The sequence below is a fragment of the Streptomyces sp. STAM6 genome, assembly GCF_054963715.1.
The window spans coordinates 164,608-190,715 of sequence record NZ_JBUEFZ010000011.1 but is presented as its reverse complement, the minus strand read 5'-3'; the positions used below and the strand labels follow the sequence as shown (position 1 = coordinate 190,715).

The window sequence follows — 26,108 nt, the reverse complement described above, 5'->3', positions numbered from 1 at the left end:
CGCCGCCGCGGCCGGGCCCGTCGTCAGCCGGCCAACAGCTCGGGATGGTGGCGCCTCGCCACCTCGGGGTGGGCCCGGACCCAGCCCTTGAGCTCGTTGCGGCCGTACTCCGCGTGCAGGGGATTCGTCCGGTCCTGGGCGAGGCCCGGGGCGTCCGCCAGGTAGGAGCCGGGAACGGTGTTGACGACCGCGTCGAGCCGCGGATTGTAGAAGAACGGCACCGAGTAGCGCTCCACCGCCCCCGGCGGGCTGACGACCCGGTGGTCGGTCGCCGACAGATAGCCGTCGGTGGCTATCTCCAGCAGCTCGCCGAGATTGACCACGAACGCCCCCGGCATCGGCGGCACGTCCACGAAGCCGTCCCCGCGGCGCACTTGGAGTCCGCCCACACCGTCCTGGAGCAGCAGGGTCAGGAAGCCGTAGTCCTTGTGCGCGCCCACACCCTGGTCGGCCCCGGACGGAGCCGACCCGGGGTAGCGGATCAGCTTGGTGTGCAGATGGGGCCGCTCGGCGAACGCCTTGTCGAAGAAGTCGGCGGGTGCGCCGATCGACGCCAGCAGTTCCTGAAGCAGCCGGTGCGCCACCGCCGCCAGCCGCTCCTGCCATTCCAGGACGACCGTACGGAGCTCGGGGAGCGCCTTGGGCCACTGGTTGGGGCCCTCCAGCCACAGGTACGGCGGGTCGTCCGGCCCCACCTCGGGGGCCGGACGCTCCGCGCCCACGTCGAGCTGGTCGCGCCAGTCGGAACGGCCGCCGGTGAGCTCGTCCCCGATGCGGGTGTAGCCACGGAAGTGCGGCGAGTGGAGATTGCTGACCGCCAGCCGGTCCGCCTCGGGCAGGGCGAAGAACTCCCTGGTGAGGCTGAGGATGCGGTCGGTCTCCGCGGCGCTGACACCGTGCCCCGTCAGATGGAGGAAGCCCGTCCCGTGCGCGGCGTCGTGGAGCCGGCGCCGGAAGGCCGAGCGGGTCGCCGGATCGTCGGCCTCGGAAAGATCGATGACGGGGAGCGAGCCGGCAGGAGTGTCCATGGATGGCATGGCGATTTCCGTTTCTGGTGTCGCACGGCCCTGTCCCATGGGTGGCGGGACGGCGGAACACGGACATCGGCGTCATAGGGTGGAGCCGAGTACCGCGGGTGACCGCCGCAGGACCGTGCAGAGGTCTGATTACGGCCGGAAGTCAGTCCTGGCGCAGACAGCTCGTGGTCGTGACGCGCACATAGTCCACGTGGCGGCGCATTACGAGAAAAGTCATACGCAGAGGGTACGCCCGGTGTCCAGGAGCCGTCCGGGATACCCGAACCACACCGACGGCGGACCCCGAGGATGCCGGGGAACCGGACCACGCGCAGGGTGGAAGCATGGGAACGCAGGCACCAGTGATCGTGTATCCGACGTCCGAGACCGGCGGGCGCCATGTGCGGGCCGACGGCACGACCCTCGGCATCGCGCACAGCGTCGCCGATCTCGTCGACCTGCTCAGCGGCACGGGGCTGGAGCTCGGGCCGGACGAAGTGGCCACCTCCCGGCTGATCGAGTGGCGGGGCGGCGGTCCGGCGGTATGGGCCGAGTCCCCGCCGTGACGGGCCCGGCGGACCGCCGGAACCGGTGGCTCTTTGACGGATCACCGTCATACTGCTGCGGTGACCGCCGCAGCCGCCCCCGCCACTCCGGCGCCGGATCAGCGCACCCGGGTCGTCGTCGTGGGCGCGGGCCCGGCCGGGCTGACCGTGGCCAACATCCTCCGGGCCGCCTCCGTCGACTGTGTCGTCCTGGAGACGGAGAGCAGGGAGTTCATCGAGCAGCGCCCGCGCGCCGGGTTCATCGAGGAGTGGGCCGTCCGCCCTGGAACGCCGCGGACTTGCCGACCGGCTGCTGGACCACGCGCCGTCGCACGGCGCGTGCGAGTTCCGGTTCGCCGGGAGGCGCCACACCTTCCGCTACGGCGAGCTGTCGGGGCACCACCACTTCGTCTATCCGCAGCCGCTGCTGGTCACGGACCTCGTGGCCGCGTACGCGGACGACGCGCACGGCGACATCCGTTTCGGCGTGCGTGACGTCGAGCGGCACGGCCTCGGCACGGACCGGCCCTCCGTGTCGTACACGGACCCGGCGACGGGCGAGCGAGCGCGGATCGCGTGCGAGGCCGTGGCGGGCTGCGACGGTGCCCGGGGCGTGACCCGCACCTGGCTGCCGCCGGACAGCACGGGGATCGCCCGGCACGACTACGGCATCGGCTGGCTGGCGCTCCTCGCCGAGGCCCCGCCCTCCAGCGACCGCGTGGTGTTCGGTCTCCACCCGGACGGGTTCGCCGCCCACATGGCCCGAAGCCCTCAGGTCACCCGCTACTACCTGGAGTGCCCGCCCGGGGACAGCCCGGACGACTGGCCGCACGAGCGGGTGTGGTCACAACCGCGCGCCCGGCTGTCGGCGGCGGGGGCCCGGCCGCTCGTCGAGGGACGGCTGATCGAGAAGCGGGTCCTCGACATGCACAACCACGTGGTCGAGCCGATGGCGTGGGGCCGGCTGTACCTGGCGGGCGACGCGGCCCATCTCGCGGCGCCGATCGCCGCGAAGGGCATGAACCTCGCCCTGCACGACGCGCTGCTCCTCGGGGACGCGCTGGTCGCGTACTGCCGGAACGGCGACGACCGTGGGCTGCGCGGCTACTCGGCGGCCTGTCTGCGGCGCGTCTGGCAGTACCAGGAGTTCTCGCAGTGGTTCTCCGAGGTCCTGCACGGACCCTCGTCGGGAGACGCCTTCAGGGCCGGCACCGCGGCCGCACGGCTGCGCCGGCTCCTCGGCTCGCCCGTCGCCGCGGCCGCCTTCGCCGAGCTGTACATCGGCAAGGACGCCGGCCACTGAGCCGGTTCACCGCGTCCCGGCCTCCCATGCTCACGTGGTGTCGATGCCGGTCACCGCGGGCGGTCCGAGCGGCGCCTTGTCCTCGCCGAAGCCCGCCTCGCGCAGGGCGGCGGCGACCGTCTCCTTCGCCTGCTCCTCGGCGCCGCGCCGGGTGTCCGCCTCGACCTCCAGGTGCACGCTGAACGTGCCGTTGTCGTTGACGGTGAGGATTTCCAGGTCCTCACGCTGCCCCAGGGACGTCTGCTGGGGATCGGCCGGTCGCAGTTGGCGCAGCAGTGTGGCCCGCGCGCTGTCGGTCAGCCCCTGCAGGAACGTGCCCGGGATCGTGATGACGTATGTCGTCATGCCCACTCCTCGTATGCGCGCGTTCGGTGGCGACGGTCAACGGGTGACCCGTCCGGGGCCGGCGGAAACGGGACCGGCCGGCCCGAGCGGCGCACGGTCGCACGGGCCGGCCGGATCACGTCAGCCGGCGGCGACGGAACCGTTCTCGGAGAGGACGTCCTCCAGGAGGTGCGACAGGGCGCTGTCGCCCTTGACCGCCGTGGAGTTCTCCGCGCACTGCTGGTTCTGCGTGTCGTTGAGGATGTCCTGCACGCCGACGTTGAGGAAGGCGGCGATGTTCTGGACGTCCACCTGGGCGGGCAGACCGACGCACGGCTTGTTGAGCGAGCCCTGGACGAGCCCGATCTGCGGGCTCATGTACCCGCCGGTGACCGTGTTCCCGTACGCCTGCTTGGCGTGGTTGCCGTTCTGCGTGTCGATTCCGCGGTCGCCCACGGCCGAGGCCATCGGCGCGGAGGCGCCCAGTACGGCCGCAGCGACGCCGGCGGTGGCAAGAACCTTCTTGATCATGGTCCATCCTTCTCAGTGAGAGATCCGTTGCCCGGATCCCCCTGCGTAACAGGGCAACCTTGTCCGCGTAACGGCTGAGTTGTGACAAGAGTCCGAGTTCACCCATCTGTCGCATCGCATGGTTGCGTTACGTGATCGCAGTCTGCGTCGGCGAAGGGGTGAAAGGCCGAGAACCTGCCCCGGACGGCTGGTCAGGGCAGGTCCGGCACCCGCCTGGATGGAAGGGGGTGCGTCTCGACATCACACACAGTACGCCTGTCGGCGCCCTGCGCGGCACCGCCGGGGTGGTCAGTCCACCGTCAGGGCGACCGGCAGACTGTCGTACGACGTGACGAAGTTCGACGCCCTGCGGGTGGGAGCCCCCAGTCCGTGCATCGCGTCGACCCGGGTCAGCAGGGCCTCGAACACCAGCCGCAGCTGGGTCCGTGCGAGTGCCGCGCCCATGCAGAAGTGCCGTCCACTGGTGAATGCCAGATGCGGATTCGAGGTCCGGTCGACACGGAACTCGTCCGGCGTGGCGAAGACTTCCTCGTCACGGTTGGCGGACGGCAGCCACAGGCAGACCAGTTCGCCCGGCTGCAGTCGCGTTCCGGCCAGTACCGCGGGGCGTGTGACGGTACGCACGAGGTGCAGCGGAGGGGTGGTGTAGCGCAGGATCTCCTCGATCGCCAGGTCGAGCCGCTCGGGGTGGCGCCGCAGCCACTGCCACTGCGCGGGATGACGGGCGAAGGCCATCACCCCGGCGGTGGCCGCGTTCTTGGTGGTCTCGTTGCCGCCGATGGCGAGATTGAGGCAGTTCAGCAGCACCTCCTCAGGGGTCAGCCGGTCACCGTCGAGGTCCGCGTCCAGCAGCCGGCGGATCAGACCGTCACCGTCGAGCGCCGGGTGGTCGACCAGAGCGGCCAGATGCATCAGCAGCTGTCCGTTGGCGGTCGCCGTGGACCGCCGGCGCGCCGCCAGGTCGCCCGCGCTCGCGTCGTGCTCGCCGAGCGAGCCGCAGACCGCGTTGCCGGCGCGGACGGAGAGCACGTCCCACTCCTCGGGGGGCAGCCCGAGGAGCAGACCCGTCGCGGCCGCCGGGACGCGCGCCGCGACGGCCCGGACGAAGTCCGTCTCACCCGCCCGTACGGCCTCGTCCACCCAGCGCTCCACGTACCGCCGCAGCACGCCGTCCATCGCCCGCGCCGCGGAACGGGTCATACCACTGCTGACCAGCCGCCGCAGGCGCTGGTGCAGCGGGGGATCGGTCAGCTCGATCATCCGCCCCGCGGCCTCGTCCCGCCGGCCCAGCGCGGTGTCCAGCGTCATGCCCCACTCGGAGCTGTAGGTGGCCGAGTCCCGCAGTACCGCGTCGATGTCCCTATGGCGGGTGATCGAGTGGAAGCCCGGAGCGCCGGGCCGTTCCTGGTAGTGGAGCGTGCCGCCGCGCCGCAGCTCGGCCCACACCCGGTGGGGCGGCTCGGGCAGGAAGGAACGCGGAGCCGACAGGTCCGGGACGAGCAGGGGAAGAACAGGCATGGCCGCCTCTCTCGGATACTCACGGTTCGTCACGCGGATCGGACGGGCTGCGGGGCGGGGAGGAAACCCGAGCTGTGGAAGTAGCGGATGTACTGGTCCAGCAGCCGGTCGTCGACCGGTGGGCAGACCAGCCCGCTGCCCGCCAGGCCACGCTCGATCCGCGCCCGGCCGAGCCGGGGCGCGTGGTCCGCGGTCGACAGCTCCTCGATGGTCGTCCCGCCGGCGGCCGGCGTGGTGAACAGGCGCGCGAACGGGGTGAAGGGATGGGTGGGCCGGTCCGCGAGGTGTGCCGCCATCGCCGCGGTCCACTCCTCGTAGCCGACCGTGCGGATGCGGTGCCCGTGCGCACGCAGCCGCCCCACCATGTCGTCGAGCCGGGCCTCGTGCGGGTTCGTCAGGTGGTACGTCCCGCCGGTCGCCGCCCGGTGCGTGGCGAGGTGGACGACGGCGCCGGCCGCGAAGTCGGCCGGCACCAGGTTCAGGGGCAGGTCGAGAGCGGGCGCGAGTCCCAGCTCGGTGATGATCCGGAAGAACTCGCACAGCGCCGCGTCACTGTTCCATGTGTGGCTCGTGGTGTCGCCGCTGATCTCGTGGGGGCGGTGGACCGCGACCGGCAGCCCGGCCCGGCCGGCGGCCCGTACGAGCTCCTCCGCGACCCACTTGCTCTCCGTGTAGCCCATGGACAGCAGCTCCACATGGCTCAGCGGGGTGTCCTCGGAGACGTGCCGCACTCCGGCCGCGCCCATACCGTGCACCACCGCGACGGTGGAGATGTGGTGCAGCGGGACGGCCCGGCGGGCGGCGAGCGCGATGACCTCCCTCGTGCCGTACACATTGGCCGCGCGCAGCTTCTCGTACGGGTAGAGGAAGTTGACCTCCGCGCCGCAGTGGTGGATCACATCGGCGCGCTCGGCCTGGGCCTCCCACTGGGCGTCGCTCAGGCCGAGGCGGGGCCGGGTCAGGTCGCCGACGAGGGGGTGGACGCGGCCGGCGGGCAACGGCCGCGCGATGCCGTGGCGGGACTGCGCCCGGGCGATCCGCTCGTGGGCGTGCGCGGTGTCGCGTGCCCGGACGAGCGCGTGGACGTCCGCATCGGTCCGGTCCAGCAGTTGGCGCAGCAGATGGGCGCCGAGGAAGCCGGTGGCGCCGGTCAGGAACACATGCCGGGGCGCCTCCCAGGCCGGCCGCGGTTCGGACGCGCCGACAGGGGGCAGGGGCCACCGCAGGTCGGGCCGCCAGCGGTCCACGGCCGTGGCCGGCTCGCCGCCCGCGCCCGCCGCGCGTGAGGTACCGCCGCCGGAGGGCCCTCCGGGCGCGGTGGTGGACCCGGTGGCGGGGCCGGCGTCGGTGACCATTTCCTCGACCGCCGCGACGAAGGCCTTCAGGACCGGTTCGTCGAGCAGCCTCGTCACCAGCTCGTAGCCGAGGGCGTCGTCGATGACCAGGGCCTTCTGGACGCGGGCGACGAGCTGGACGGCGAGCAGGGAGTTTCCGCCGCAGGCGAAGAAGTCGTCGTCCGGCTCCGCCCGTCCGACGGGCAGGGCCGACGCCCACACCTGGCAGACGGTGTCGAAGACGGCGTCCGTGGCGGGTCCGGGCGCCGGGCCCGGGACGGCGGGCCCGGAGCCCCTGGAGCCCCCGGAGCCCCTGGAGCCCCTGGAGCCCCTGGAGCCCCCGGAGCCCCCGGCGGCCCGGGCGGTCCGGCTCGCCGGGTCGGGAAGCGCGGAGCGGTCGACCTTGCCGCTCGGCGCGAGCGGCAGCTCGTCCAGCACGGTGATCGTGGCCGGAACCATGAACGCGGGCAGCCGACCGCCGAGGAAGGTCCGCAACTCCGTCGCGCCCGGCGCCGTTCCGGGCCGGTGGCCGGTGACATAGGCGGCCAGGCAGCGGCCGGTGCCGTCCTCGCGGGCGACGACGACCGCGTCCGCCACGGCGGGATGGCACACCAGCGCCGCACGCACCTCCTCCGGCTCGATCCGGAAACCACGCACCTTGACCTGGTCGTCGCGGCGGCCGCGGAACTCGATCACCCCGTCGGCGCGGCGCCGCGCGAAGTCGCCACTGCGATAGACCCGCTCGGGCCGGCCGTCCGGGCCGTGCCGCAGGGTCACGAAACGGCGGGCGGTTTCGGCCGGATCGTTGAGGTAGCCGTCCGCGACACCACCACCGCCGATGTACAGCTCCCCGTCCTCGCCGACGGAGGCCGGACTGCCGTCCTCACGGAGGATGTGGCAGACGGTCTCGGCGATGGGTCGCCCGACGGGCACACAGGCAGCGTCCGCCGGTACCTCCGTGACGAGATGGGCGGTCGCGACACAGGCCGTCTCGGTCGGGCCGTAGGCGTTGACGAGGTGCCGGGGCCTGCCGTGCTCCAGCACGCGGCGGGCGGCGTCGGGCCGCAGCGCCTCGCCTCCGGTGACCACGTACCGCAGACCCGCGAACACCTCGGGACGTTCCCGCGCCACATGGTGGAAGACGCTCGTCGTCAGGAACAGCACCGTGATCCGCTCCCGCAGCAGGAAACGGTGCAACTCGTGCGGCACGAGCAGCACGTCGGAGGAGACCGGCACCAGGCACGCGCCGTTCAGCAGCGCCGGCCACATCTCCAGCACCGAGGCGTCGAACGACAGCGTCGCCCCGTGCAACACCCGGTCCTCGGGGCCGAGCTCCATGAAACCGTTGTCCACCGCGAGCCTGGCCACCCCGCGCTGGGGCACAGCCACCGCCTTGGGGCGCCCGGTCGTGCCGGAGGTGAACATCACATAGGCCGGTGTCGAGGCGGCGGCCGCCGCGCCGGGCAGCGCGAGGGTGTCCCGGGAGTCCCGGCCGGCCACCCGCAGCACCTCCTCGAAGTCCACCACCGGAGCCGTTTCCCCCGGGCGGTGCCGTGCCCCGGCCGGTGTGCGCGTCCCGGACCCGGGCAGCCGGACGACCACGGTCGCGCCGGAGTCCACGAGCATGCCGCGCAACCGCTCCGCGGGCAGGGAGGCGTCCAGGGGCAGGTAGGTGGCGCCGGCGAAGACGGTGCCGAGCACGGCCACACAGGCGTCCGGGCCGCGCCGCCCCATGAGTCCGATCACCGCCCCGGAGGCCACTCCGAGCCGGCCGAGGCCGCGCGCGAACCTCAGCGCGAGGGCGGCGAGTTCGGCGTACGTGTAGCGGACGTCGTGCGCGTCGACCGCGTACCGCTCCGGGTAGCGGTACGCCTGGGAGGCGAACAACTCCGCCAGCGACCGCTCGTGCGGGTTCGGGTTCGGGTCCGGGTCCGGGCACGGCACCGCGCTGCCCGGGTGGACTTCCGTATCCGTCGCTCGTGTCGCGCCGTCCAGGCTCATCGCAGGCTCCCCGTCACGCTCGGCTTCGGTCGCCGCGATCGTACGGTCGCAGGACCGTGCCCCCGGCGGCCCCGGCAGGCCGGAAACGCCCCCGGAACAGGGCGGCGTGGCCGAAGCGACGGGTGTGCTTCCGGTCGGACTTTGGCGGGTTCCGGGCACGCCCATCCGTCGGTGGGGCCACCCGGCCGCCGTGTGCCGGAGCCCGCGCGCGGCCCGCCGGCGGAAGGCCCACCCCAAGCGGAATGAGTCCTACCGCTCGGGTTGGGCTGCGCTGCCGCACGGGCGGCACCGGTCCATCGGTACGGAACGAGAGCAGGGACATATGGGCGCCGACCGGCAGACAGCAGACCTGCTGCGGCAGATCGCGACGCAGGACGTCGTGGTGCTGCGACATGACATGGCCGTCGCCGGAAAACTGGCGGTACAGGCCTTCGCCGCCGAGCAGTACGGCTTCGAGTACGGCGAGGCGCGGCGTGAGGGGCCCAACAAGCGGACCCTGGTCGTCGACCTTCACCGCGACCCGCGACCCGCGCCCCCAGGCCCGGGTCGCCGCGCGAGGCGGCCACCCTCAGCGCGTACCCACAGGCCGGCAACGGCGGCGCGGTGCCCGGCCTGCGGCCCGGTTCGCTGCAGCCTGCCCCCGAGGCCGAGGAGGCGGTCGCGCGGCTGAAGGACCGGATCGCCTTCGACGTCATGACCCAGGCCGCCGAGAACCAGCAGAAGGTGGTCGCCTGGGGCGGTGTGGGCGTCCTCGTGGTGGTGCTCCTGATCGCCGGCATGTACGTCGGCGCCGTGGCCGGCGGCGCCGCCCTCGCCGCCTTCCTGCTGAGCATGTTCAAGCTGGGCGAAGTCCGCCGGCAGCGGGTGGCCCGGCGCCTGTGCGACGCCGGTTTCGTCCCCGTCCGCGACGAGTGCGGCCGACAGCGGTTCCTGCGCCCGGGGCAGCAGCTCCCCGGACGCCAACCCGTTCGCCGGCTGAGGCCGCCTCCGCGCCTCACCACATCGCCGCGACTCCGCCTCCTGGCGCGGCGGGCTCACTGCCCGCCGCGCCGGAGTCGTCCGGCCCCGGCCCGTAAATCGGTTGTCAAGCGCTCGGCCGCGCCCGGACAGTGGCCGGATGCAGGCAGTACCCATACCCACCGTCCGCGCCGCCGGGCCGGAAGACGCGCCGCAGATCTGCGAGCTGCTCAACGCCGTCGACACCATCGAGATCGGCCGGCCCGAGACCGATCTCCATTCGGTCGAGGCCGACCTGACCCATTCCGACGTGGACCTCGCCCGCGACTCATGGCTGGCCTTCCAGGACGGACGGCTCGTCGCCTACGCCCTGTTGTGGGACGAATCGGGTGCCGAGCGCATCGACATCGACCACTACGTCCTGCCCGAGCACCAGACGGCCGGCGAACGACTGCTGGAACTCGCCGAGGCACGGGCGCGGGCGAAGGCCGCCGCGAACGGCGCCCGGCGAGCCGTCGTCCACCTCAACCTCAGCCAGAAGCCCACCACGGACACCGCCCTGCTCGCTGCGCGCGGCTGGCAGCGGGTACGCCGCCACCATGTCATGACCCGCGCGATCGCCGTGCGGACCGACCCGGTGCCGCGGCCGCCCGCCGGGCTGACCCTGCGCGACTGCACCGACGAGGCCGACCGGCGCCGCGTGCACGAGCTCGTGCAGGAGACGTTCTCCGAACACTTCGACCACCACCACCGGACCTACGAGCAGTGGCTCGACGACATTGACGCCGCCCACCTGGACTGGTCCCTCGTGTGGATCGCCGCGCTCGACGGCATCGGCGACGCCGCCGTGATCCTCACCCGGGACGACCGCGCCAGCATGGCCTGGGTGCGCAACCTCGGCGTCCGCGAGGCGGCCCGCGGCCAAGGCCTCGGCGGGTACCTGCTGCGGCACGCCTTCGGGGTGTACGCGGCCCGGGGGCGCGACACCCTCGGGCTGGGCGTCGACACGCTCAACGAGAGCGGTGCCCTGCGGCTCTACGAGGCGCACGGCATGGGTCTGCACTACGCCGTGGACACCTGGGAAGTGACGCTCCCGGTGGCGGACTGACCTGCGTTTCGGCTCCAGCCTCTCGGTTCCGGCGTTTCGGTTCCGGCCCTTCGGGACCCGGCCTTCGGGGCCGGGTCCTTCAGGCCGGTCATCAGGGTCCTACAGGTGTACCGAGGAGATCCCCCAAGGCCGCCTCCGGGTCGTCGTCGGCGGGACCCGCGGGGCACCACCGGGCGCCCTCCTTGCGAAACGGCCACCAGCGGCCGTCCCGGTCGAGGCGGAGCTGGAGGCCCGCGCCCACCACGGTCCAGCGGCCCGGGCGGCCGGCGCGCAGCGCGGGCCCCTCACCGTCCTCCCAGGCTTCGGCGAGTCGCACCGTGGCCCGCGCCAGGAGCTCCGGCTCGGGCGACCAGTCGTCCTCCAGTACCGCGAGCGCACCCGCACCGCCGAGCCGCCACGCGCGCGTGGCCGGCTCCAGGTCGGCCCGCCGGCGGCCCGTTCCGGCCGCCAGCCGGTCCAGCACCCACGGCAGCCCGTCCGCCACGGCGCCCAGCCGCACCGCGTCCTGGTCCACCGTCAGCACCGGTGCGGGCAGCGCCTCGTACTCGTGGCCCGGCGCCAGTGCCTCCGCCAGCATCCGGTACGCCCTCGCCGCCGCGTCCGACGCCAGCAGCTCCAGCGCCGCCGGGTCGACGCCCGGCGCCGGCGGCGTCTCCGTGTCGAGCGCCGGCGGCTCACCGGGCGCGTCGGGCAGCGCGGGAGGCCCGGGCAGCGGTGGAAGGATGTCCCGCGCGGCGAACGCCTCGTCGGCCCGTACGCCCTCGGGCACGGCCTCGGCCGCCTCCGGGCGCCCCTCGGGGTCGCGTGCCGCCCGCGCCGCGCTGCGGACCTGCAGTTCGTCCAGCAGTCGTCGCTCCCCGCGCCCGCGCATCAGCAGCAGCAGGAAGGGGTCCTGGTCCATCAGGCGCGCCACCTGGTAGCAGAGCGCCGCGGTGTGCGGGCAGTGGTCCCACGCGTCGCATGCGCACTCCGGCTCCAGGTCGCCGATGCCGGGAAGCAGTTCGATCCCGGCCGCCGCCGCGTCCTCCACCAGGTGCGGCGGCATGTCACGGTCCAGCAGCGCCGCGATGTGCCCCGCCCGGTCCACCGCCAAGTCCAGGAACCGGTCCCACTCCGCGTCGGTCAGCCGCTGCAGCAGCACGTCGCTGCGCCGCGTGCCGCCGTCCCGGTCCTTCACCACGGCCGTGATCCGTCCCGGCCGCACCGACACCGCTCCGACCGCGCCCTCGCGCGCGTGCCTGCGGCCCTTCTTCACCTGCTCGGAATCCAGCGCCGTTTCCTCCAGCGCCTTCAGCCAGGCACGGCCCCACCAGGTCTCTGCGAAGCCCCGGCCCCGCGCGGGAGGCAGCGCGGCGAAGGTCCGCTCGTTCACGGCGTCGTTGTCGTCGGTACGGCTCATCGCCCGCTCCCTCGCAGCTCCACCAGTTCCGACAGCTCGGCGTCGGTCAGTTCGGTCAGCCCGGCCTCGCCGGAGCCGAGGACGGCGTCCGCCAGCTGCTGCTTGCGAGCCAGCATCTCCGCGATCCGGTCCTCGATCGTGCCCTCGGCGATCAGCCGGTGCACCTGCACCGGCTGCGTCTGGCCGATGCGGTGGGCGCGGTCGGTGGCCTGTGCCTCCACGGCGGGGTTCCACCAGCGGTCGTAGTGCACGACATGGCCCGCGCGGGTGAGGTTGAGTCCGGTGCCCGCGGCCTTCAGCGACAGCAGGAAGACCGGGACGTCACCCTCCTGGAACCGTGCGACCATCGCCTCGCGCTCGGCGACGGGCGTACCGCCGTGCAGGAACTGGGAGCGCACGCCCCGGGCCGCCAAGTGCTGCTCCAGCAGCCGCGCCATCCCCACGTACTGCGTGAACACGAGCACGCTCGCGCCCTCGGCGAGAATCGTGTCGAGCAGCTCGTCCAGCGCCTCCAGCTTTCCGGAACGGTCCACGATCCGCGGCCGCTCCTCCTTCAGGTACTGCGCGGGGTGGTTGCAGATCTGCTTGAGCGCGGTCAGCAGCTTCACCACCAGCCCGCGCCGCTCCATGCCGTCCGCGTCGGCGATCGCCGCCAGCGTCTCGCGCACCACCGCCTCGTACAGGCCGGCCTGTTCCTTGGTCAGTGCCACGGTCCGGTCGGTCTCCGTCTTCGGCGGCAGCTCCGGCGCGATCCCGGGGTCGGACTTGCGGCGGCGCAGCAGGAAGGGCCGTACCAGGGCCGCCAGCCGCTCGGCGGCCGCCGGGTCGGCCCCGCCCTCCACGGCCTGGGCGTAACGGCTCCTGAACGTGCCCAGGCGTCCCAGCAGCCCCGGCGTCGTCCAGTCGAGGACGGCCCACAGCTCCGACAGGTTGTTCTCGACGGGGGTGCCGGTCAGCGCGACCCGTGCCTTGGCCCCGATGGTGCGCAGCTGCCTCGCGGTCGCCGAGTACGGGTTCTTGACGTGCTGCGCCTCGTCCGCGACGACCATGCCCCAGGGCACACCGGCGAGCCGCGGCGCGTCGAGCCGCATCGTCCCGTACGTGGTGAGCACGAACTCGCCGTCGGTCAGCCCGTCCAGGTCCCGCGCGGGACCGTGGAACCGGCGCACGGGGGTGCCGGGCGCGAACCTCTCCACCTCGCGCTGCCAGTTGCCCATCAGCGACGTCGGGCAGACGACCAGGGTGGGCCCGGCGGCGGACTCGTCGGTCTGCCGGTGCAGATGGAGCGAGATCAGCGTGATCGTCTTGCCGAGGCCCATGTCGTCGGCGAGGCAGCCGCCGAGACCGAGCGAGGTCATCCGGTGGAGCCAGTTCAGCCCGCGCAGCTGGTAGTCGCGCAGGGTGGCGGCGAGCGCGGCCGGCTGCCCGACGTCCTGCCGGCCGCCCTCCGGATCGGCGAGCCGGTCCCGCAGGGCCCGCAGCCAACCCGTGGGCCGGACGGCGACGGGGCGGCCGTCCACCTCCGTGGTGCCGGTCAGTACGGCGCCGAGCGCGTCCAGCGGAGTGACCTTGCGGTCCTGCTGTTCCCTGGCGCGGCGCACCTCCTCCGGGTCGATCAGCACCCACTGGTCACGCAGCCGCACCACCGGCCGGCCGGCCTCGGCGAGCCGGTCCAGCTCGGCGCGCGTGAGGTCCTGGCCGCCGACCGCGAACCGCCAGTCGAAGGCGAGCAGCGCGTCGGCGGACAGGAACGACGGCAGACCCGACGCTTCCCGCCCCGACGCGTCCCGGCCCGGGGCGTTCGAGTCCGTGTCCTGGTCCTCGTCCGGGGGCCCGATCACGGCACGCGCGGTCAGCGACCGCGCCAGCCGGCGGGGCCAGTGGACCTGCACGCCGCATGCCGCCAGCGCCCGGCCGGCCTCGCCGAGCAGTTCGGTGACCTCCTCGTCGGCGAGTTCGATCGCGTCCGGGACGGCGGCCGACAGCAGCGGGGTCAGCGGCTGCCAGGCACGGGCGGCCCGCCGCAGCGCGAGCAGGGCGTCCATCCGGCCGTGCGGCCCGAACGCGGCGCCGTCCGGGTCGGCCCACACCTCGGCGGCGTCGGCGACCAGCGCCGGATCGGCGACGCTGTGCATCTGCAGCACGCATCGGAAGGCGGCGCGGAGTTCTCCGTCGGCCGGCGCTTCCGTGGCCGACGTGGACTCCGCGGCGCCGGAGGACGGGTGAGGCGTGTCGTCCAGGCCCGGCAGCTCGATCCGCAGGGAGAGCCGTACGCCCGCGTCGTGACCCGCCGCGACGCCCGCGGCCCAGGCCCGCTGCGCGGGTACGTGCTGCGGCTCGTCCACCGTGAAGGCCGGCCCGCCCGCGGCGAGACGGGCGGCCGGGGTGCGCGGCAGGCCGTCGGCCACGGAGTCCAGAAAGGCCCTCAGCAGCCGTTCCGGCTCGGGCAGCAGGACGGTGCCGTCCGCCGCCGAGCCGACGGGTACGGCGTGGGCGGCCGGCGGCATCGACGCGGCGAGCGTCCGCACCCGCTCCACGTCGTCGGACGTCAGTGGACCGATCCGCCACGCGTCGTGGTCCGAGGCGGTGAGGCCCGGCAACAGCCGCCCCTGGGCGGCCAGTTGCAGCGCGAGCAGGGCGGCCGCACCCCAGAACGCCGTCGCCGGCGAGGCCTGTGCGGAGAAGCGTGCCCGGGTGAGCAGCGGCAGCGCGTCCCGTACGGGCATCAGCAGCGCCCGGACCGCCCTGGGGCGCGCGTCGTCCCCGACGACGGTGAGCTCCTCGACGGAGCCGAGGGCCCGGGGTGGCTCGGCGGCGCCGGGCGCGCCGGGCGTCCAGAAGGCGATCCGCCCCCTGCGAGAGGGGTCGGCGGGCAGGAAAAGGGCGGAGCGGGATATGAGGGGAGAGGTCTCGGAGGGCGTCGTCGAAGGACGCCGGTGCACAGTGCTGATGCGTTCCTCAAATTTGACTAGTGCGGACCGGAATCGCCGATCGTACAGAACGGAAGCGGCTTGTAGGGGCTGTCAGTCAGTGATGTGTGTCACTTCTGTGCGGGTGTTGTCAGCCCCACCCCGACGCATGGGCCACCCCCCTCTTCCGTCCGGGTGGTGGCGTCATGGTTCCGGTCCACTCCCGGCTCCTAGGTTCAACGGGTCGGCGAAGTCACGTACGGACCAACAGAACCGGAGACCGCCATGCCCCAGGCCACCACCCTCCTCGATGCACCCGCATCGGGCCCCGCGCCCGGGAAACGCCGCCCCGGCAGTGAATTCACCCCGCTCCTGCGGACGGTGAAGGAACAGAAGCTCCTGAACCGGCGCGCCGGATGGTACGCGACGGACATCACCGTCAATCTGCTCGCCCTGACAGGAATCTCCGCCGGCCTGGTGCTGTACGGACACTCCTGGTGGGCCCTCCTGCTCGCCGTGCCCCTGGCACTGTTCTCCGCGCGGGCGGCCTTCACCGGACACGACGCCGGGCACGGACAGATCAGCGCCGGCCGGCGCACCAATCGCCTCCTTCAGCTCGTCCACGCCAACGTGCTGCTCGGCATGAGCAGGGAGTGGTGGAACGACAAGCACAACCGGCACCACGCCAACCCCAATCACCTCGACAAGGATCCCGACGTCGCCGCCGACGTCCTCGTCTTCGCCCCGCACCAGGCGGCGGGCCGGACCGGCTTCAGCGGCTGGCTGACCCGCCACCAGGCCTGGCTGTTCTTCCCGCTGACCACCCTCGAAGGGCTCGCCCTCAAGGTCTACGGGATCCAGGCGCTCTTCGCCGCGAAGGGGCCGTACGGCACCCGGCGCGAGCGCGCCGTCGAAGGCGGCCTGCTCCTGGCCCACGCGACCGGCTACCTCACGCTGCTGTTCACCACCATGTCCCCGGGCCGGGCGGTCGTCTTCGCGCTGCTCCACCAGATGCTGCTCGGCCTCCACCTCGGCATGGCCTTCGCCCCCAACCACAAGGGCATGGCCATGCCCGACCCGGACGGCGAACCCTGGGGCCATCTGCGCCGGCAGGTGCTGACCTCCCGCAACATCCGCGGCGGCCTGGTCACCGACTGGTTCCTCGGCGGCCTCAACTACCAGATCGAGCACCACCTCTTCCCCAGCATGCCCCGGCCGCATCTGCGCCTCGCCCAGCCCGCCGTGCGGGCCCACTGCCACGGCCTGGGCATCCCGTACACGGAAACCGGGGCGGTCGAGTCCTACCGGCAGGCGCTCGGTCATCTGCACGCCGTCGGCGAACCCCTCCGCCCCGCCCGGCCGGGGACCGGCGCCGCATGACGGCCGGCCGGGCGGCACGCCGTGGGGATGCGGTACGGCGGCACCGCGGGTGGAACCGGACGGTGTGACCGTGCGTTCTCAGGGCAGGAAGCGGCCGAGGGCCCTTAAGGAGGCGTCGGAAATGTCGACGAGGACGAAGATCGTTGTCGGGGGAGTGGCCGTGGGCCTCCTCCTGATGCCGCTGATCGGATTCTGGCTGTCCCTGCTGGTGGTGCTCGGTGTCCCCGCCGTGGCCTATCTGGCCCTGGACCCCGCGCAGCGCCGCAGGCTGCGCCATGTCAGTCGCAAGGAGCTCCGCCGCTGACCGGGTCGGCGGGGTAGTCTCCAGTTGATCATCAAGGTGTGATCATCAAGGTGTGATCTTCGGATGGAAGAGGGGGCTCCGCGCGATGGGCGGGACGGTCACGACGGTCAGCAGCAACGGCGAGTACTCGTTCACCAAGCCGAACCGGGCAAGCATCACCCTGCTGGCCGGGCTCGGCGTGGAAGGTGACGTGCACGCGGGCGTGACCGTGAAGCACCGGTCGCGTGTCGCCCAGGACCCGACCGCGCCGAACCTGCGCCAGGTGCACCTCATCCATCAGGAACTGTTCGACGAGGTGGCCGAGACCGGCTTCACGGTCGCCCCCGGCGACCTCGGTGAGAACGTCACCACGCGGGGGATCGACCTGCTGGGACTGCCCACTGGCACCCTTCTGCACCTGGGCCCGGAGGCCGTCGTCGAGGTCACCGGTCTGCGCAATCCCTGTCTCCAGATCGACGGTTTCCAGGACGGTCTGCTCAAGCAGGTCGTGGGCCGGAACGAGGCGGGCGAGATCGTACGGAAGGCCGGGATCATGAGCATCGTGCGCACCGGAGGGGTCGTCCGGCCCGGCGACACGATCAAGGTCGAGCTGCCGGACGGGCCCCACCGACCGCTGGAGCGCGTCTGAGGGTCTCGCTCCCCGGTCGCCCGCCCGCGCGACGAGGGCATGCCCCCGCGCGCGCAGGGGCATGAGACCGGCCGGGCCGGGTACCCGCTCCGGCGCCGGAGGGAGAGATCATGGACGACAAGCGTCACGAAGCACCGGACGAACCGGACGAGGCCGTCCCCAGGGACCTGCCCGACGAGCAGGCGGGGGAAGGTTCCGACCACTGGGACGCCGACCTCTCCGAGGCGGCCGACGCGGTTCCCGACGACACGCCCGAGCAGGACACCTTGGCCGAGGACGCCTCGCCCGAGGAGCCGACCGCCTGAGCGGTCCGCTCGGCGATCCGGCCGCCGGGCTCCTCAGGCGAAGCCGGGCACCGCGCGCAGCGGGGCAGCGCGCGCAGCGGGGCAGCGCGCGCAGCGGGGAAGACGCGCGCAGCGGGGCAGCGCGTGTCTTCCCCGCGTCGGGCGGCCTCCACGTCGGGCGGTCTTCGCGCCGGGTGGTCCCCCGCCGGGTGGTCAGGACGGCCGTACGGCCATGGCGTCCAATGCCGTCAGCAGAGCCGGCAGCCGGGCGCCGCGCCCGACGGGCAGCACCTCACCCGGCTCGTCGTCCAGCAGCAGGAACGCGACGTCGTCCGTCCGCGCCACCAGGGACCAGCCAGGCCCGTCCGCCCTCAGGGTCCGTGCTTCGCCGGGTGCGAAGCTCGACCGCACCCGGCCGGGCGGCGGTGGTTCGTCCAGGTAGGCCCGCAGTTCCGCGAGGGCGCGCCGGACCCCGGCATGCCCCTCGGCCCCGGCACCACCGGCCGTCGCCCCGTCGTCCTCCCCGCCCGCGCCGTCCGGGTCCGCGGCTTCGTCGTCGCCCGTGCCCTCCGGCGGGGAAGGGGCGAAGGCGTCGTCGCCGAGCTGCTCGCGCCACACCGCCCACTGCAGCGCTATTTCGTCCGCGCCCAGCCGGCGCTGGGCCGGGCCCCACTCCTCCGTGTCCGGTGGTGTGAGCGGCGGCCGGTCGCCGGACTCCGTCTCCGGGTCGTGCGGGGCGGGCAGGCCCGGCGCCGCCACCGCGACGGCGAGCGGCCAGCCGGGCAGGGCGACGACGACACTGCGCTCGTCGGGGGACAGGTCGTACTCCATCCCGCAGTCCCACGAGGCGATCGCGACGGCGACCAGCGACACGTCGTCCACCACGACCGTCCAGCGGGCGCCGTTCCCGTCCTGGCCGATCACGAGCCCGTACCCCTCGGCGTACGGCTCCAGACCGAGCGCCGCGCACGCCTCGGGGTAGTCGTCGCCCAGCACGCTGGGGAACTGGGCGGGGGTCAGCAACACGGCGGTCAGCACGTACAGCGCGTCGTCGGCCTCCTCCCGCTCCTGCGTGCCGTCGGCGGTGCCGACCTTGTCCGTTCCGGCCACGGCAGCCTCCGTCCGTTCGTCGTCGGCGCACCCTAACCAGCCGGTAACCCTGACGTCGAGAGCCGGTCCACGAAAAGCCGGGCCCTGCCGGGGAGGCCGTCGGTGTTCGTCGGCCACCGGGCCGGTGGCGTCACACGGCGGGCAGGCCGAGCAGGCTGCGCGCCACGGTCTGCGGTGACTCGTCCCGCTCACGGGCGAGCGCGATGACCGCGCGGCAGGCCAGTTCGTTGACTCCGAAGGACAGCGCCTCGGGCGACACCCAGCTCGCGGCCTCGTCGATCCCCTCCTGGTCCTCCTCGGCGCACGCGGCCACATAGGTCGCCGCGGCCTCGAAGATGTTGTGCCCCCGTGCCTGGCCGGGACGCCGTGCCGTGACCGCCTTGCGCCGGTCCGGGACACGGGACTTGACGTACGTGCGGAGTCTGTCGAACACCACGCCCACCTTCCCCCTGTGCGGTGCCACCGCCGATCTTCCGCGTCGGCACTCCCAAGCTAAGGTCGGACGGGCACCGGCAGAAGAGGGCAGTGGCGGACGGTCGGCTCAGACGTCCGGTTCGAGCTCGCGCAGAGTCGCCGCCAGCCACTCCAGCTCCGCCCGGCTGGTGGCACGGGCGACGGTCAGGACGCCCCGGCGGAAGGGGTCGTCCAACTCCTCGGCGCGCAGCGGCCGGTCGCCCTCGTAGAAGAAGCTGGCCGGTTCCTCCAGGAAGGCGAGCCGCCGGCGCAGGACCGCGGCCTGGGCGGCCCGGTCGTCCAGGTGTCGCAGGAACGCGAGCACCGTGAACCACCGGTTCTCGTCGGTGATGTCCCCCCGCTCCGGCTCGGCGAGCCGTCGCCGCAGCTCATGCCGTCCTCCGTCGGTCAGGCTCAGGACGTGCCGCGGGGCGGCCGCCTGCCCCGGCCTGGTCTCCCGGGTCAGCAGACCTGCCTTCTCCAGGCGCTTGATCGCCGGGTACAGCGTGCTCTCCGCCACCGGCCGCACGTGCCCGGTCAGAGCCGTGATCCGTTTGCGCAGCTCGTAGCCGTGCAGAGGCGCGTCGTACAGGAAGCCGAGGATGGCGAGTTCCAGCATGGCCCCATTGTGCCCCACTCCTGGTGTACATCGGTTACGTAGTATAACGTGACCGATGTACCGACGCGGTTCGTTCGAGGGGCGCGGCAGAAGGGGGAGAGGGCGTGCGACAGACGCGATTCGACGGAAACGGCAGCATGATCCGCTGGACGGAGACGGCCGGGGACGGGCCGGCGCGGGTGTACGTGCACGGGCTCGGCGCCATCAGCTCCGTCTACCACGCCCATGTCGCTGCCCATGCCGGACTGGCCCGCTGTCGCTCGCTCTTCGTCGACCTGCCGGGCCATGGGATCAGCGATCGCCCCGCCGACTTCGGGTACACGCTGGAGGACCACGCGGACGCGCTTGCGGCCGCGCTCGACGCCGCGGGGGCGACCGGGGCGGAGATCGTGGGGCACAGCATGGGCGGCGCGGTCGCCATCGTCCTCGCGCACCGCCGCCCCGACCTGGTGGCCCGCCTGGTGATCACCGAGGGCAATCTCGACCCGAACCCACCCGCGACCGCGGGCAGCAGCGGAATCGTCCGCTATACCGAGGAGGAGTTCCTGCACGGCGGCATGGCGCGCGTGCTGGAGCGCGTCGGGCCGCTGTGGGCGGCGACGATGCGGCTCGCCGACCCGCTCGCGCTGCACCGCAGCGCCACCGGCCTCGTGCGCGGGACCCGCCCGACGATGCGTCACATGCTGCTCCATGCGCGCGCGGACCGGGTGTATCTGCAGGGCGAGCGCAGCGGGGACCTGGTCGGCAGGAGCGAACTCGAGGCCTCGGGCGTGCGGGTCGTCACCGTTCCGGAAGCCGGGCACAACGTCATGTTCGACAACGCCCCGGCGTTCGTAGGGGCCCTGGCGCGCGAGCAGTGACACACGACCGCCGCGGCCGCCTCCCCCGTGCCCCGGCCGGGGGACGGGGGACCGGAGGACGGGGGACCGGGGCACGGAGGGCGGGGGACGGGGGATCAGGCGGGCCGGAGCCCGGCCTGATCCAGAGGCGCCCTAATCCTCGTCCCGCTCGGCGATCGCCAGGAAGCGGGCGTCCTCGTCCACGTACGAGATCAGGCGCCACCCCGATCCGGCGAGCAGCGGACGCAGGTTCGGCTCGGCGCGCAGGTCGTCCTCCGTGAGCTGCCGCCCGTGGCGTGCGGCCAGGGCGGCCCGGCCGACCGGATGGAACAGGGCCAGCCGTCCCCCCGGCCGCACCGCCCGGGCCAGCTCCCGCAGTCCCTCGGCCGGATGCGGTAGGTGGGAGACGAGCCCGGCCCCGAACACCGCGTCCAGCACGCCGTCACGCAGCGGCAGGCACTCCACATCGGCGAGGAGCAGCGAGCCGCTGCCGTCACGGCCCGCGCGGACCGCCTGCACCAGCATCGCGGGGGTCAGATCGGCGCCGATGACAGTGCCCCCGGACCCGACGGCCTCCCGCAGGGGAGGCAGGGCGCGTCCGGTGCCGCAGCCCGCGTCCAGCACCGTGTCACCCGGGCGCAGCCCGAGTTCGGCGACGGCCGCCGTGTACGCCGGCCCGTCGTCGGGAAAGCGCGTGTCCCAGTCCGCCGCCCGGGCGGCGAAGAATTCCTGCACAGCTGCGCGGTCATCGGCCATGGGGACATGATCGCGCATCCCACCGGCACCTGCCGCGGGGCTTCCCCTCCGGCGATTGATCCGGTGCACATGTTCGAGCGCTGCACGATCGTCCAGCATCATCTCTCTGTCATATTCCATCAGCTTTCGAACGCGCCCCTCACGCGCGCCCCCCGCGGGTCTAGCGTCCCGGGGCCATGGGACACCTGGACCATGCCGCCTTGGGCTGGCTGACCCCCGTGCTGTCGTACGCGATGGCCTGCATCGGCGCCGCCCTCGGGCTGCGCTGCACCGTTCGGGCACTGGACGCGGCCGGTCGTTCCCGCCGCAACTGGCTGCTCACCGCCGCCTCCGCCATCGGAACCGGCATCTGGACCATGCACTTCGTCGCCATGCTCGGCTTCGCCGTGACCGGTACGGACATCCGGTACGACGTACCGCTGACCCTCCTGAGCCTGCTGGTCGCCGTGCTCGTCGTCGGCGGCGGTGTCTTCGCCGTCGGGTACGGCCGCGACCGCCTCCGGGCGCTCCTGCTCGGCGGCCTCACCACCGGCGTCGGCGTGGCGAGCATGCACTACCTCGGCATGGCCGCCCTGCGGCTGCACGGCACCGTGCGGTACGACCCGCTGCTCGTGGCGCTCTCCGTCGCCACAGCCGTCGTCGCGGCGACCGCCGCCCTGTGGGCGGCCCTCAACATCAGGTCACCCGTCGCGGTCGCAGTCGCCTCCCTGGTGATGGGGGCCGCCGTCAGCAGCATGCACTACACGGGAATGCTCGCCGTCGCGGTCGACGTCGCCCCGGCCCGCACCGAACTCCCCGGGGCCACGGCGATGCAGTTCATCTTCCCCCTCGCCGTCGGCCTCGGGTCCTACCTCTTCATCACCTCGGCCTTCGTCGCCCTCTCCCCGACGGCCCGCGAGCGTGCCGCCTACGCGTCGGCCGAGCGGCTCACCGAACCGGCCGCGAGCCACTGAACCGGCAGGGTCACCCATCACCTGCGGCGCTCCGTCACGTCGCCGCGCGGCCGTCTCCTCGGTCAGTCCCATTCCCTCGGCCGGTCCCCCCTCGGCCGGGCCCACCCGTCCCCGCGCTCACCCGTCCGCGCGCCCACCCGTCCCCCGTATCCGGAACGAGGAGGCCATGCCCACTGCCCGTACACCCCATGGCGGAGCCGACGCCCCGCCGCCGACCACCACGGCGGCCCGCGGCCGGCGCGCGCACGCCGGTCCGCCGGCCGCCGACGAGTTGCCCCGCGACAGGGCACCCGGACCGGGACCGAGCACGTCACGGGCCCGGCGGGGGTGGAGCCTTCGGCCGAGAACCGTACGCGCCAGGATCGTCTCCCTGCTGATGGTGCCCGTCGTCTCCCTGCTCGCCCTGTGGGGCTTCGCCACGGTCACCACCGCGCAGGACGTGGCGCGGCTGCGCGAACTGCGGAGGGCCGACGAACTGATACGCGACCCGGTGACCGCCGCCGTCGCCGCCCTCCAGGCCGAACGCCACGCCGCCGTACGCCAGGTCGCGCGGCCCGGCGCCGGGCACGCCGCCGAACTCCAGCGGCAGGCCCGCGGCACCGACGCGGCCGTCGCCCCGCTGCGCCTCGGCGCCTCCCACACCGTCGCCGACACGGGCGGTATGCCGCCTCACGTGGCCGACAGAATCCGGGTCTTCGTCGACCGTGCCCGGCAACTCGACGCCCTGCGCGCCTTGATCGTGGACCGGAAGGCCGACTGGAACACCGTCTACAAGCGCTACACCGAGGCCGTCTCCGCCGGCTTCGCCGTGACCGGCGCCCTCACGGGCATCCAGGACAGCGGGCCCGGCTCCGACGCGCGCGTGGTTCTGGAATTCGCCCGGGCCGGCGAAATGCTCTCCCGCGAGGACGCCCTCGTCACCACCGCCCAGCTCACCGAGGACTTCACGGCACAGCGACTGCGGACGTTCCACGGCACCGTCGCGACCCGGCGCGCCCTCACCGAATCCGCCACCGCCGATCTGCGCGGGCCGGAACGCGAAGCCTGGCGGCGGCTCATCGCCCAGAGCGCCCACCGGCAACTCACGGCGGCCGAGGACCGGATCGTCACCGCACCCGCGGGCGGCCGGGCCGCCACCGCCGTACCGGCGGCCGCCTGGGAGGAGGCCCACACCCCCGTCCAGAGTGCCTGGACGGCCCTGGAGGCCGATGCCCGACGCAGCGCAGCGGACCGGGCCGACCCCTTCGCCGGCGGCCTCCTCTCCGCGGGCGGAGCCGCCGTGCTCCTCGGCCTCGCCGCCGTCGCGGCCTCGCTCGTCATCTCCGTACGCATCGGCCGGGCCCTCGTCGTGGAACTCGGCAGCCTCCGCAACACCGCCCTGGAGCTCGCCCGGCGCAAACTCCCGCACGCCATGCGGCGCCTGCGCGCCGGAGAGGAGCTCGACGTCCACGCCGAGGCGCCGCCCGGACCGCCCGCCCACGACGAGATCGCCCAGGTCGCCGAGGCACTCGGCACCGTGCACCGCGCGGCGCTCGGCGCCGCGGCCGAACGGGCCGAACTCAGCCGCGGAATCTCCGGGGTGTTCGTCAACCTCGCCCGCCGCAGCCAGGTTCTCGTCCACCGGCAGCTCGCCCTCCTCGACGGCATGGAACGCGGCGCGGACGACCCCAACGAACTGGGCGACCTCTTCCGGCTCGACCACCTGACGACCCGGATGCGCAGGCACGCCGAAAGCCTCATCATCCTCTCGGGTGCCGCCCCCGGCCGGGCCTGGCGCGTGCCCGTGCCCCTCACCAACGTCGTGCGCGCCGCGGTCTCCGAAATCGAGGACTACGCGCGCGTGGACGTGCGCAGGCTCCCCGAGACGGCCGTGTCCGGTGCCGCCGTCGCCGACCTCACCCACCTCCTGGCGGAACTTGTGGAAAATGCCGCCCAGTTCTCCCCGCCACACACCAGGGTGCGGGTCAGCGGAGAACCCGTCGGCAACGGATACGCCCTGGAGATCGAGGACCGCGGACTCGGGATGGGCAAGGAAGCCCTCGACGAGGCCAACCGGCGGATCGCACAGTCCGAGGCGCTCGACCTCTTCGACAGCGACCGCCTCGGACTGTTCGTCGTCAGCCGGCTCTCGGCCCGGCACGACATCAAGGTGCACCTGCGCACCTCTCCCTACGGCGGCACCACCGCCGTGGTCCTGCTGCCCACCGCACTGCTCCAGAGCGCCCTCCCCACGGGCGCGGCGCGCGGGATCGAAGCCGGGGACTCGGGGAGCGCGGCCACCGGCGAGGGAACCGGGCACAGCCGCGCCGCCACCGGCCCGGGCGCCCGGATCCCTCCCGAGCCCGGCCACGAGCCCGTCCGGCCGGAAGGCCATCCGCCCGCGGCGGTCACCGCCCTGCGCCTTCGCGGTTCCCAGCGAGCCGCCCCAGGGGAGCCGGACCGGGCCGCTGCCGCCGCGCAACCGTACGACCGGGCCGCCCCCCTCTACGGGCCCGGCACATCCGGAGGCGCCCCCGGCCCGGCCGACCCCCGAGGCGCTGTCCCGGAGACCGACGGAGCCCACGGCCACGCCGGTACCCACGGCCAGGCGGGTACCCACGGCCAGGGCGGTGCCCACGGTCACGACGGTGGCCACGGCATGGGTCAAGGCCACGGGGCCGGGCACGGGCCGGGTGACGGTCACGCACCGACGGAGGACCGCGGCGGGTTGCCGCGCCGCGTACGCCAGGCCAGCCTGGCTCCCCAGCTGCGCGGGTCACCTCCGCACCAGCCCGGTCCGGAACCGGCTGCCGATCACCCCGCCGACCGAAACCCGGAACAGGTCAGGGACCGCATGACGGCCTACCGCGACGGCTGGGCCCGGGGCGGCGGTCCCGCCCCCGGCACACGCGGCCCGGCGCTCGGCCGGCCCGGCACCACCGCAACCAGCAGCGAAGGAGACCACGCATGATCGAGCACGAGAGGATCGCCCCCCACCGGCCCACGGGGGATCTCGACTGGCTGCTGGACGACCTCGTCCTGCGCGTACGCGAGGTGCGCCACGCGGTCGTACTCTCCAACGACGGCCTGGCCGTCGGCGCCTCCAGCGCCCTGACGCGCGAGGACGCCGAGCACCTCGCCGCCGTCGCCTCCGGCTTCCACAGCCTGGCCAAGGGCGCGGGCCGCCACTTCCGGGCCGGCGGGGTGCGCCAGACCATGGTCGAGATGGACGCCGGGTTCCTGTTCGTCGCCGCCGCCGGGGACGGCTCCTGTCTGGCCCTCCTCAGCGAGGTGACCGCCGACATCGGCCTCATCGCCTACGAGATGGCGCGCCTGGTCAAACGTGTCGGCGAGCACCTGCGGACACCGCCACGCGTCACCACCACGCCGCCGTCCGCCGGCTGACCGGAGACCACACCATGACCGAGGACAGCGGGAACGGCCCGCACGTGCCGGGGAGCCACTGGTACGACGCGGAGGCCGGGCCCCTCGTCCGCCCGTACGCCATGACCGGGGGCCGCACCAAACCCGGCCCCAGCGACGTACGGTTCGACCTCATCGCCCTCGTGGTCGTCGACGACCACTCGCCCGGAGCCGCCGATGAAACGTTCCTCGGACCCGAGCACCGGGCCATCCTGGCCCTCTGTCGCGCGGAGATCCAGTCGGTCGCCGAGCTGGCGGCCGACGCGGACCTGCCCGTCGGCGTCGTCCGCGTCCTCCTCGGGGATCTCCTCGAGGCCGGCCACGTGCGGGTGAGCAGACCGGTGCCGCCCGCCCAGCTGCCGGACGAGCGGATCCTGCGGGAGGTGATCGACGGCCTCAGGGCGCTCTAGGGCGCGTTTCGGAAGTCCCGTCCGG

The 26,108-nt window shown here is 73.6% G+C and carries 22 protein-coding genes and 1 pseudogene; 12 read left to right on the top strand and 11 right to left on the bottom strand.

Features of this window, described 5'->3' with window-relative positions:
- Positions 1-23: 23 nt before the first annotated feature.
- Positions 24-1,028 (bottom strand): isopenicillin N synthase family dioxygenase, encoded by a 1,005-nt coding sequence (locus ACY34K_RS16450; protein ID WP_462747544.1) that lies wholly within the window; start codon positions 1,026-1,028, stop codon positions 24-26.
- A 332-nt stretch (positions 1,029-1,360) separates the two neighbouring features.
- Here ACY34K_RS16450 and ACY34K_RS16445 point away from each other — a divergent pair, with 332 nt between their 5' ends.
- Both ACY34K_RS16445 and ACY34K_RS16440 read left to right on the top strand, forming a co-directional pair.
- Positions 1,361-1,582, top strand: a complete 222-nt coding sequence (locus tag ACY34K_RS16445; protein ID WP_462747542.1) for a hypothetical protein — start codon at positions 1,361-1,363, stop codon at positions 1,580-1,582.
- 60 nt (positions 1,583-1,642) lie between these two features.
- Positions 1,643-2,864, top strand: a pseudogene (locus ACY34K_RS16440) (4-hydroxybenzoate 3-monooxygenase).
- Positions 2,865-2,894: 30 nt separating this feature from the next.
- On the opposite strand, the gene ACY34K_RS16435 reads toward ACY34K_RS16440, so the two are convergent.
- The 4 genes from ACY34K_RS16435 to ACY34K_RS16420 form a co-directional block, all read right to left on the bottom strand.
- Positions 2,895-3,209 carry a hypothetical protein gene (locus ACY34K_RS16435; RefSeq protein ID WP_462747540.1) on the bottom strand — a complete coding sequence of 105 codons (315 nt, stop codon included), beginning with the start codon at positions 3,207-3,209 and terminating at the stop codon, positions 2,895-2,897.
- A gap of 120 nt (positions 3,210-3,329) precedes the next feature.
- The gene (locus ACY34K_RS16430) at positions 3,330-3,719 is read right to left on the bottom strand and encodes a rodlin (protein WP_462747538.1); all 390 of its coding nucleotides are present in this window, start codon (positions 3,717-3,719) and stop codon (positions 3,330-3,332) included.
- A 288-nt stretch (positions 3,720-4,007) separates the two neighbouring features.
- On the bottom strand, positions 4,008-5,237 hold the full coding sequence (locus tag ACY34K_RS16425; protein ID WP_462747537.1) for a cytochrome P450: 1,230 nt from the start codon (positions 5,235-5,237) through the stop codon (positions 4,008-4,010).
- Between the two features lie 29 nt (positions 5,238-5,266).
- A complete protein-coding gene (locus tag ACY34K_RS16420) occupies positions 5,267-8,572 on the bottom strand; it encodes an amino acid adenylation domain-containing protein (protein WP_462747535.1) in 3,306 nt (1,101 codons plus the stop codon).
- A gap of 1,117 nt (positions 8,573-9,689) precedes the next feature.
- Here ACY34K_RS16420 and ACY34K_RS16415 point away from each other — a divergent pair.
- A complete protein-coding gene (locus tag ACY34K_RS16415; protein WP_462747533.1) occupies positions 9,690-10,637 on the top strand; it encodes a GNAT family N-acetyltransferase in 948 nt (315 codons plus the stop codon).
- A gap of 91 nt (positions 10,638-10,728) precedes the next feature.
- Here ACY34K_RS16415 and ACY34K_RS16410 read toward each other — a convergent pair whose 3' ends face one another.
- Together ACY34K_RS16410 and ACY34K_RS16405 are read right to left on the bottom strand one after the other, a co-directional pair.
- Positions 10,729-12,036, bottom strand: a complete 1,308-nt coding sequence (locus ACY34K_RS16410; RefSeq protein ID WP_462747532.1) for an SWF or SNF family helicase — start codon at positions 12,034-12,036, stop codon at positions 10,729-10,731.
- Complete coding sequence (locus ACY34K_RS16405) at positions 12,033-14,978, bottom strand: DEAD/DEAH box helicase (protein ID WP_462747531.1); 2,946 nt, start codon at positions 14,976-14,978, stop codon at positions 12,033-12,035. Before ACY34K_RS16405 ends, ACY34K_RS16410 begins: the two co-directional genes overlap by 4 nt.
- Before the next feature lie 252 nt (positions 14,979-15,230).
- Here ACY34K_RS16405 and ACY34K_RS16400 point away from each other — a divergent pair, with 252 nt between their 5' ends.
- From ACY34K_RS16400 to ACY34K_RS16385, 4 genes are all read left to right on the top strand, one after another.
- Complete coding sequence (locus ACY34K_RS16400; RefSeq protein WP_462747529.1) at positions 15,231-16,325, top strand: fatty acid desaturase family protein; 1,095 nt, start codon at positions 15,231-15,233, stop codon at positions 16,323-16,325.
- A 121-nt stretch (positions 16,326-16,446) separates the two neighbouring features.
- The gene (locus tag ACY34K_RS16395) at positions 16,447-16,629 is read left to right on the top strand and encodes a hypothetical protein (RefSeq protein ID WP_462747527.1); all 183 of its coding nucleotides are present in this window, start codon (positions 16,447-16,449) and stop codon (positions 16,627-16,629) included.
- Between the two features lie 85 nt (positions 16,630-16,714).
- Entirely contained in the window at positions 16,715-17,257 is a 543-nt protein-coding gene (locus ACY34K_RS16390; protein ID WP_462747572.1) for an MOSC domain-containing protein, read from the top strand.
- Between the two features lie 110 nt (positions 17,258-17,367).
- Positions 17,368-17,562 (top strand): hypothetical protein, encoded by a 195-nt coding sequence (locus ACY34K_RS16385; protein WP_462747524.1) that lies wholly within the window; start codon positions 17,368-17,370, stop codon positions 17,560-17,562.
- Positions 17,563-17,754: 192 nt separating this feature from the next.
- Here the strand turns inward: ACY34K_RS16385 and ACY34K_RS16380 are convergent, their stop codons facing one another.
- The 3 genes from ACY34K_RS16380 to ACY34K_RS16370 form a co-directional block, all read right to left on the bottom strand.
- Positions 17,755-18,651 (bottom strand): hypothetical protein, encoded by an 897-nt coding sequence (locus ACY34K_RS16380; protein ID WP_462747522.1) that lies wholly within the window; start codon positions 18,649-18,651, stop codon positions 17,755-17,757.
- Positions 18,652-18,781: 130 nt separating this feature from the next.
- Positions 18,782-19,084 (bottom strand): hypothetical protein, encoded by a 303-nt coding sequence (locus tag ACY34K_RS16375; RefSeq protein WP_462747520.1) that lies wholly within the window; start codon positions 19,082-19,084, stop codon positions 18,782-18,784.
- 108 nt (positions 19,085-19,192) lie between these two features.
- Positions 19,193-19,723 carry a PadR family transcriptional regulator gene (locus ACY34K_RS16370; RefSeq protein WP_462747519.1) on the bottom strand — a complete coding sequence of 177 codons (531 nt, stop codon included), beginning with the start codon at positions 19,721-19,723 and terminating at the stop codon, positions 19,193-19,195.
- A 104-nt stretch (positions 19,724-19,827) separates the two neighbouring features.
- Between ACY34K_RS16370 and ACY34K_RS16365 the strand changes: the two genes are divergently transcribed.
- Positions 19,828-20,583 carry an alpha/beta fold hydrolase gene (locus ACY34K_RS16365; protein ID WP_462747517.1) on the top strand — a complete coding sequence of 252 codons (756 nt, stop codon included), beginning with the start codon at positions 19,828-19,830 and terminating at the stop codon, positions 20,581-20,583.
- Between the two features lie 132 nt (positions 20,584-20,715).
- On the opposite strand, the gene ACY34K_RS16360 is transcribed toward ACY34K_RS16365, so the two are convergent.
- The gene (locus ACY34K_RS16360; RefSeq protein ID WP_462747515.1) at positions 20,716-21,318 is read right to left on the bottom strand and encodes a class I SAM-dependent methyltransferase; all 603 of its coding nucleotides are present in this window, start codon (positions 21,316-21,318) and stop codon (positions 20,716-20,718) included.
- Between the two features lie 176 nt (positions 21,319-21,494).
- Here ACY34K_RS16360 and ACY34K_RS16355 point away from each other — a divergent pair, with 176 nt between their 5' ends.
- The 4 genes from ACY34K_RS16355 to ACY34K_RS16340 all read left to right on the top strand — a co-directional run bounded on the left by ACY34K_RS16355 (position 21,495) and on the right by ACY34K_RS16340 (position 26,083).
- Entirely contained in the window at positions 21,495-22,271 is a 777-nt protein-coding gene (locus ACY34K_RS16355) for an MHYT domain-containing protein (RefSeq protein ID WP_462747513.1), read from the top strand.
- Between the two features lie 166 nt (positions 22,272-22,437).
- Positions 22,438-25,221 carry a sensor histidine kinase gene (locus tag ACY34K_RS16350; protein WP_462747511.1) on the top strand — a complete coding sequence of 928 codons (2,784 nt, stop codon included), beginning with the start codon at positions 22,438-22,440 and terminating at the stop codon, positions 25,219-25,221.
- The gene (locus ACY34K_RS16345) at positions 25,218-25,655 is read left to right on the top strand and encodes a roadblock/LC7 domain-containing protein (protein WP_462747508.1); all 438 of its coding nucleotides are present in this window, start codon (positions 25,218-25,220) and stop codon (positions 25,653-25,655) included. Before ACY34K_RS16350 ends, ACY34K_RS16345 begins: the two co-directional genes overlap by 4 nt.
- Positions 25,656-25,669: 14 nt before the next feature.
- Positions 25,670-26,083: a DUF742 domain-containing protein gene (locus tag ACY34K_RS16340; protein ID WP_462747506.1), complete on the top strand. Its 414-nt coding sequence runs from the start codon at positions 25,670-25,672 to the stop codon at positions 26,081-26,083.
- Positions 26,084-26,108 lie beyond the last annotated feature (25 nt).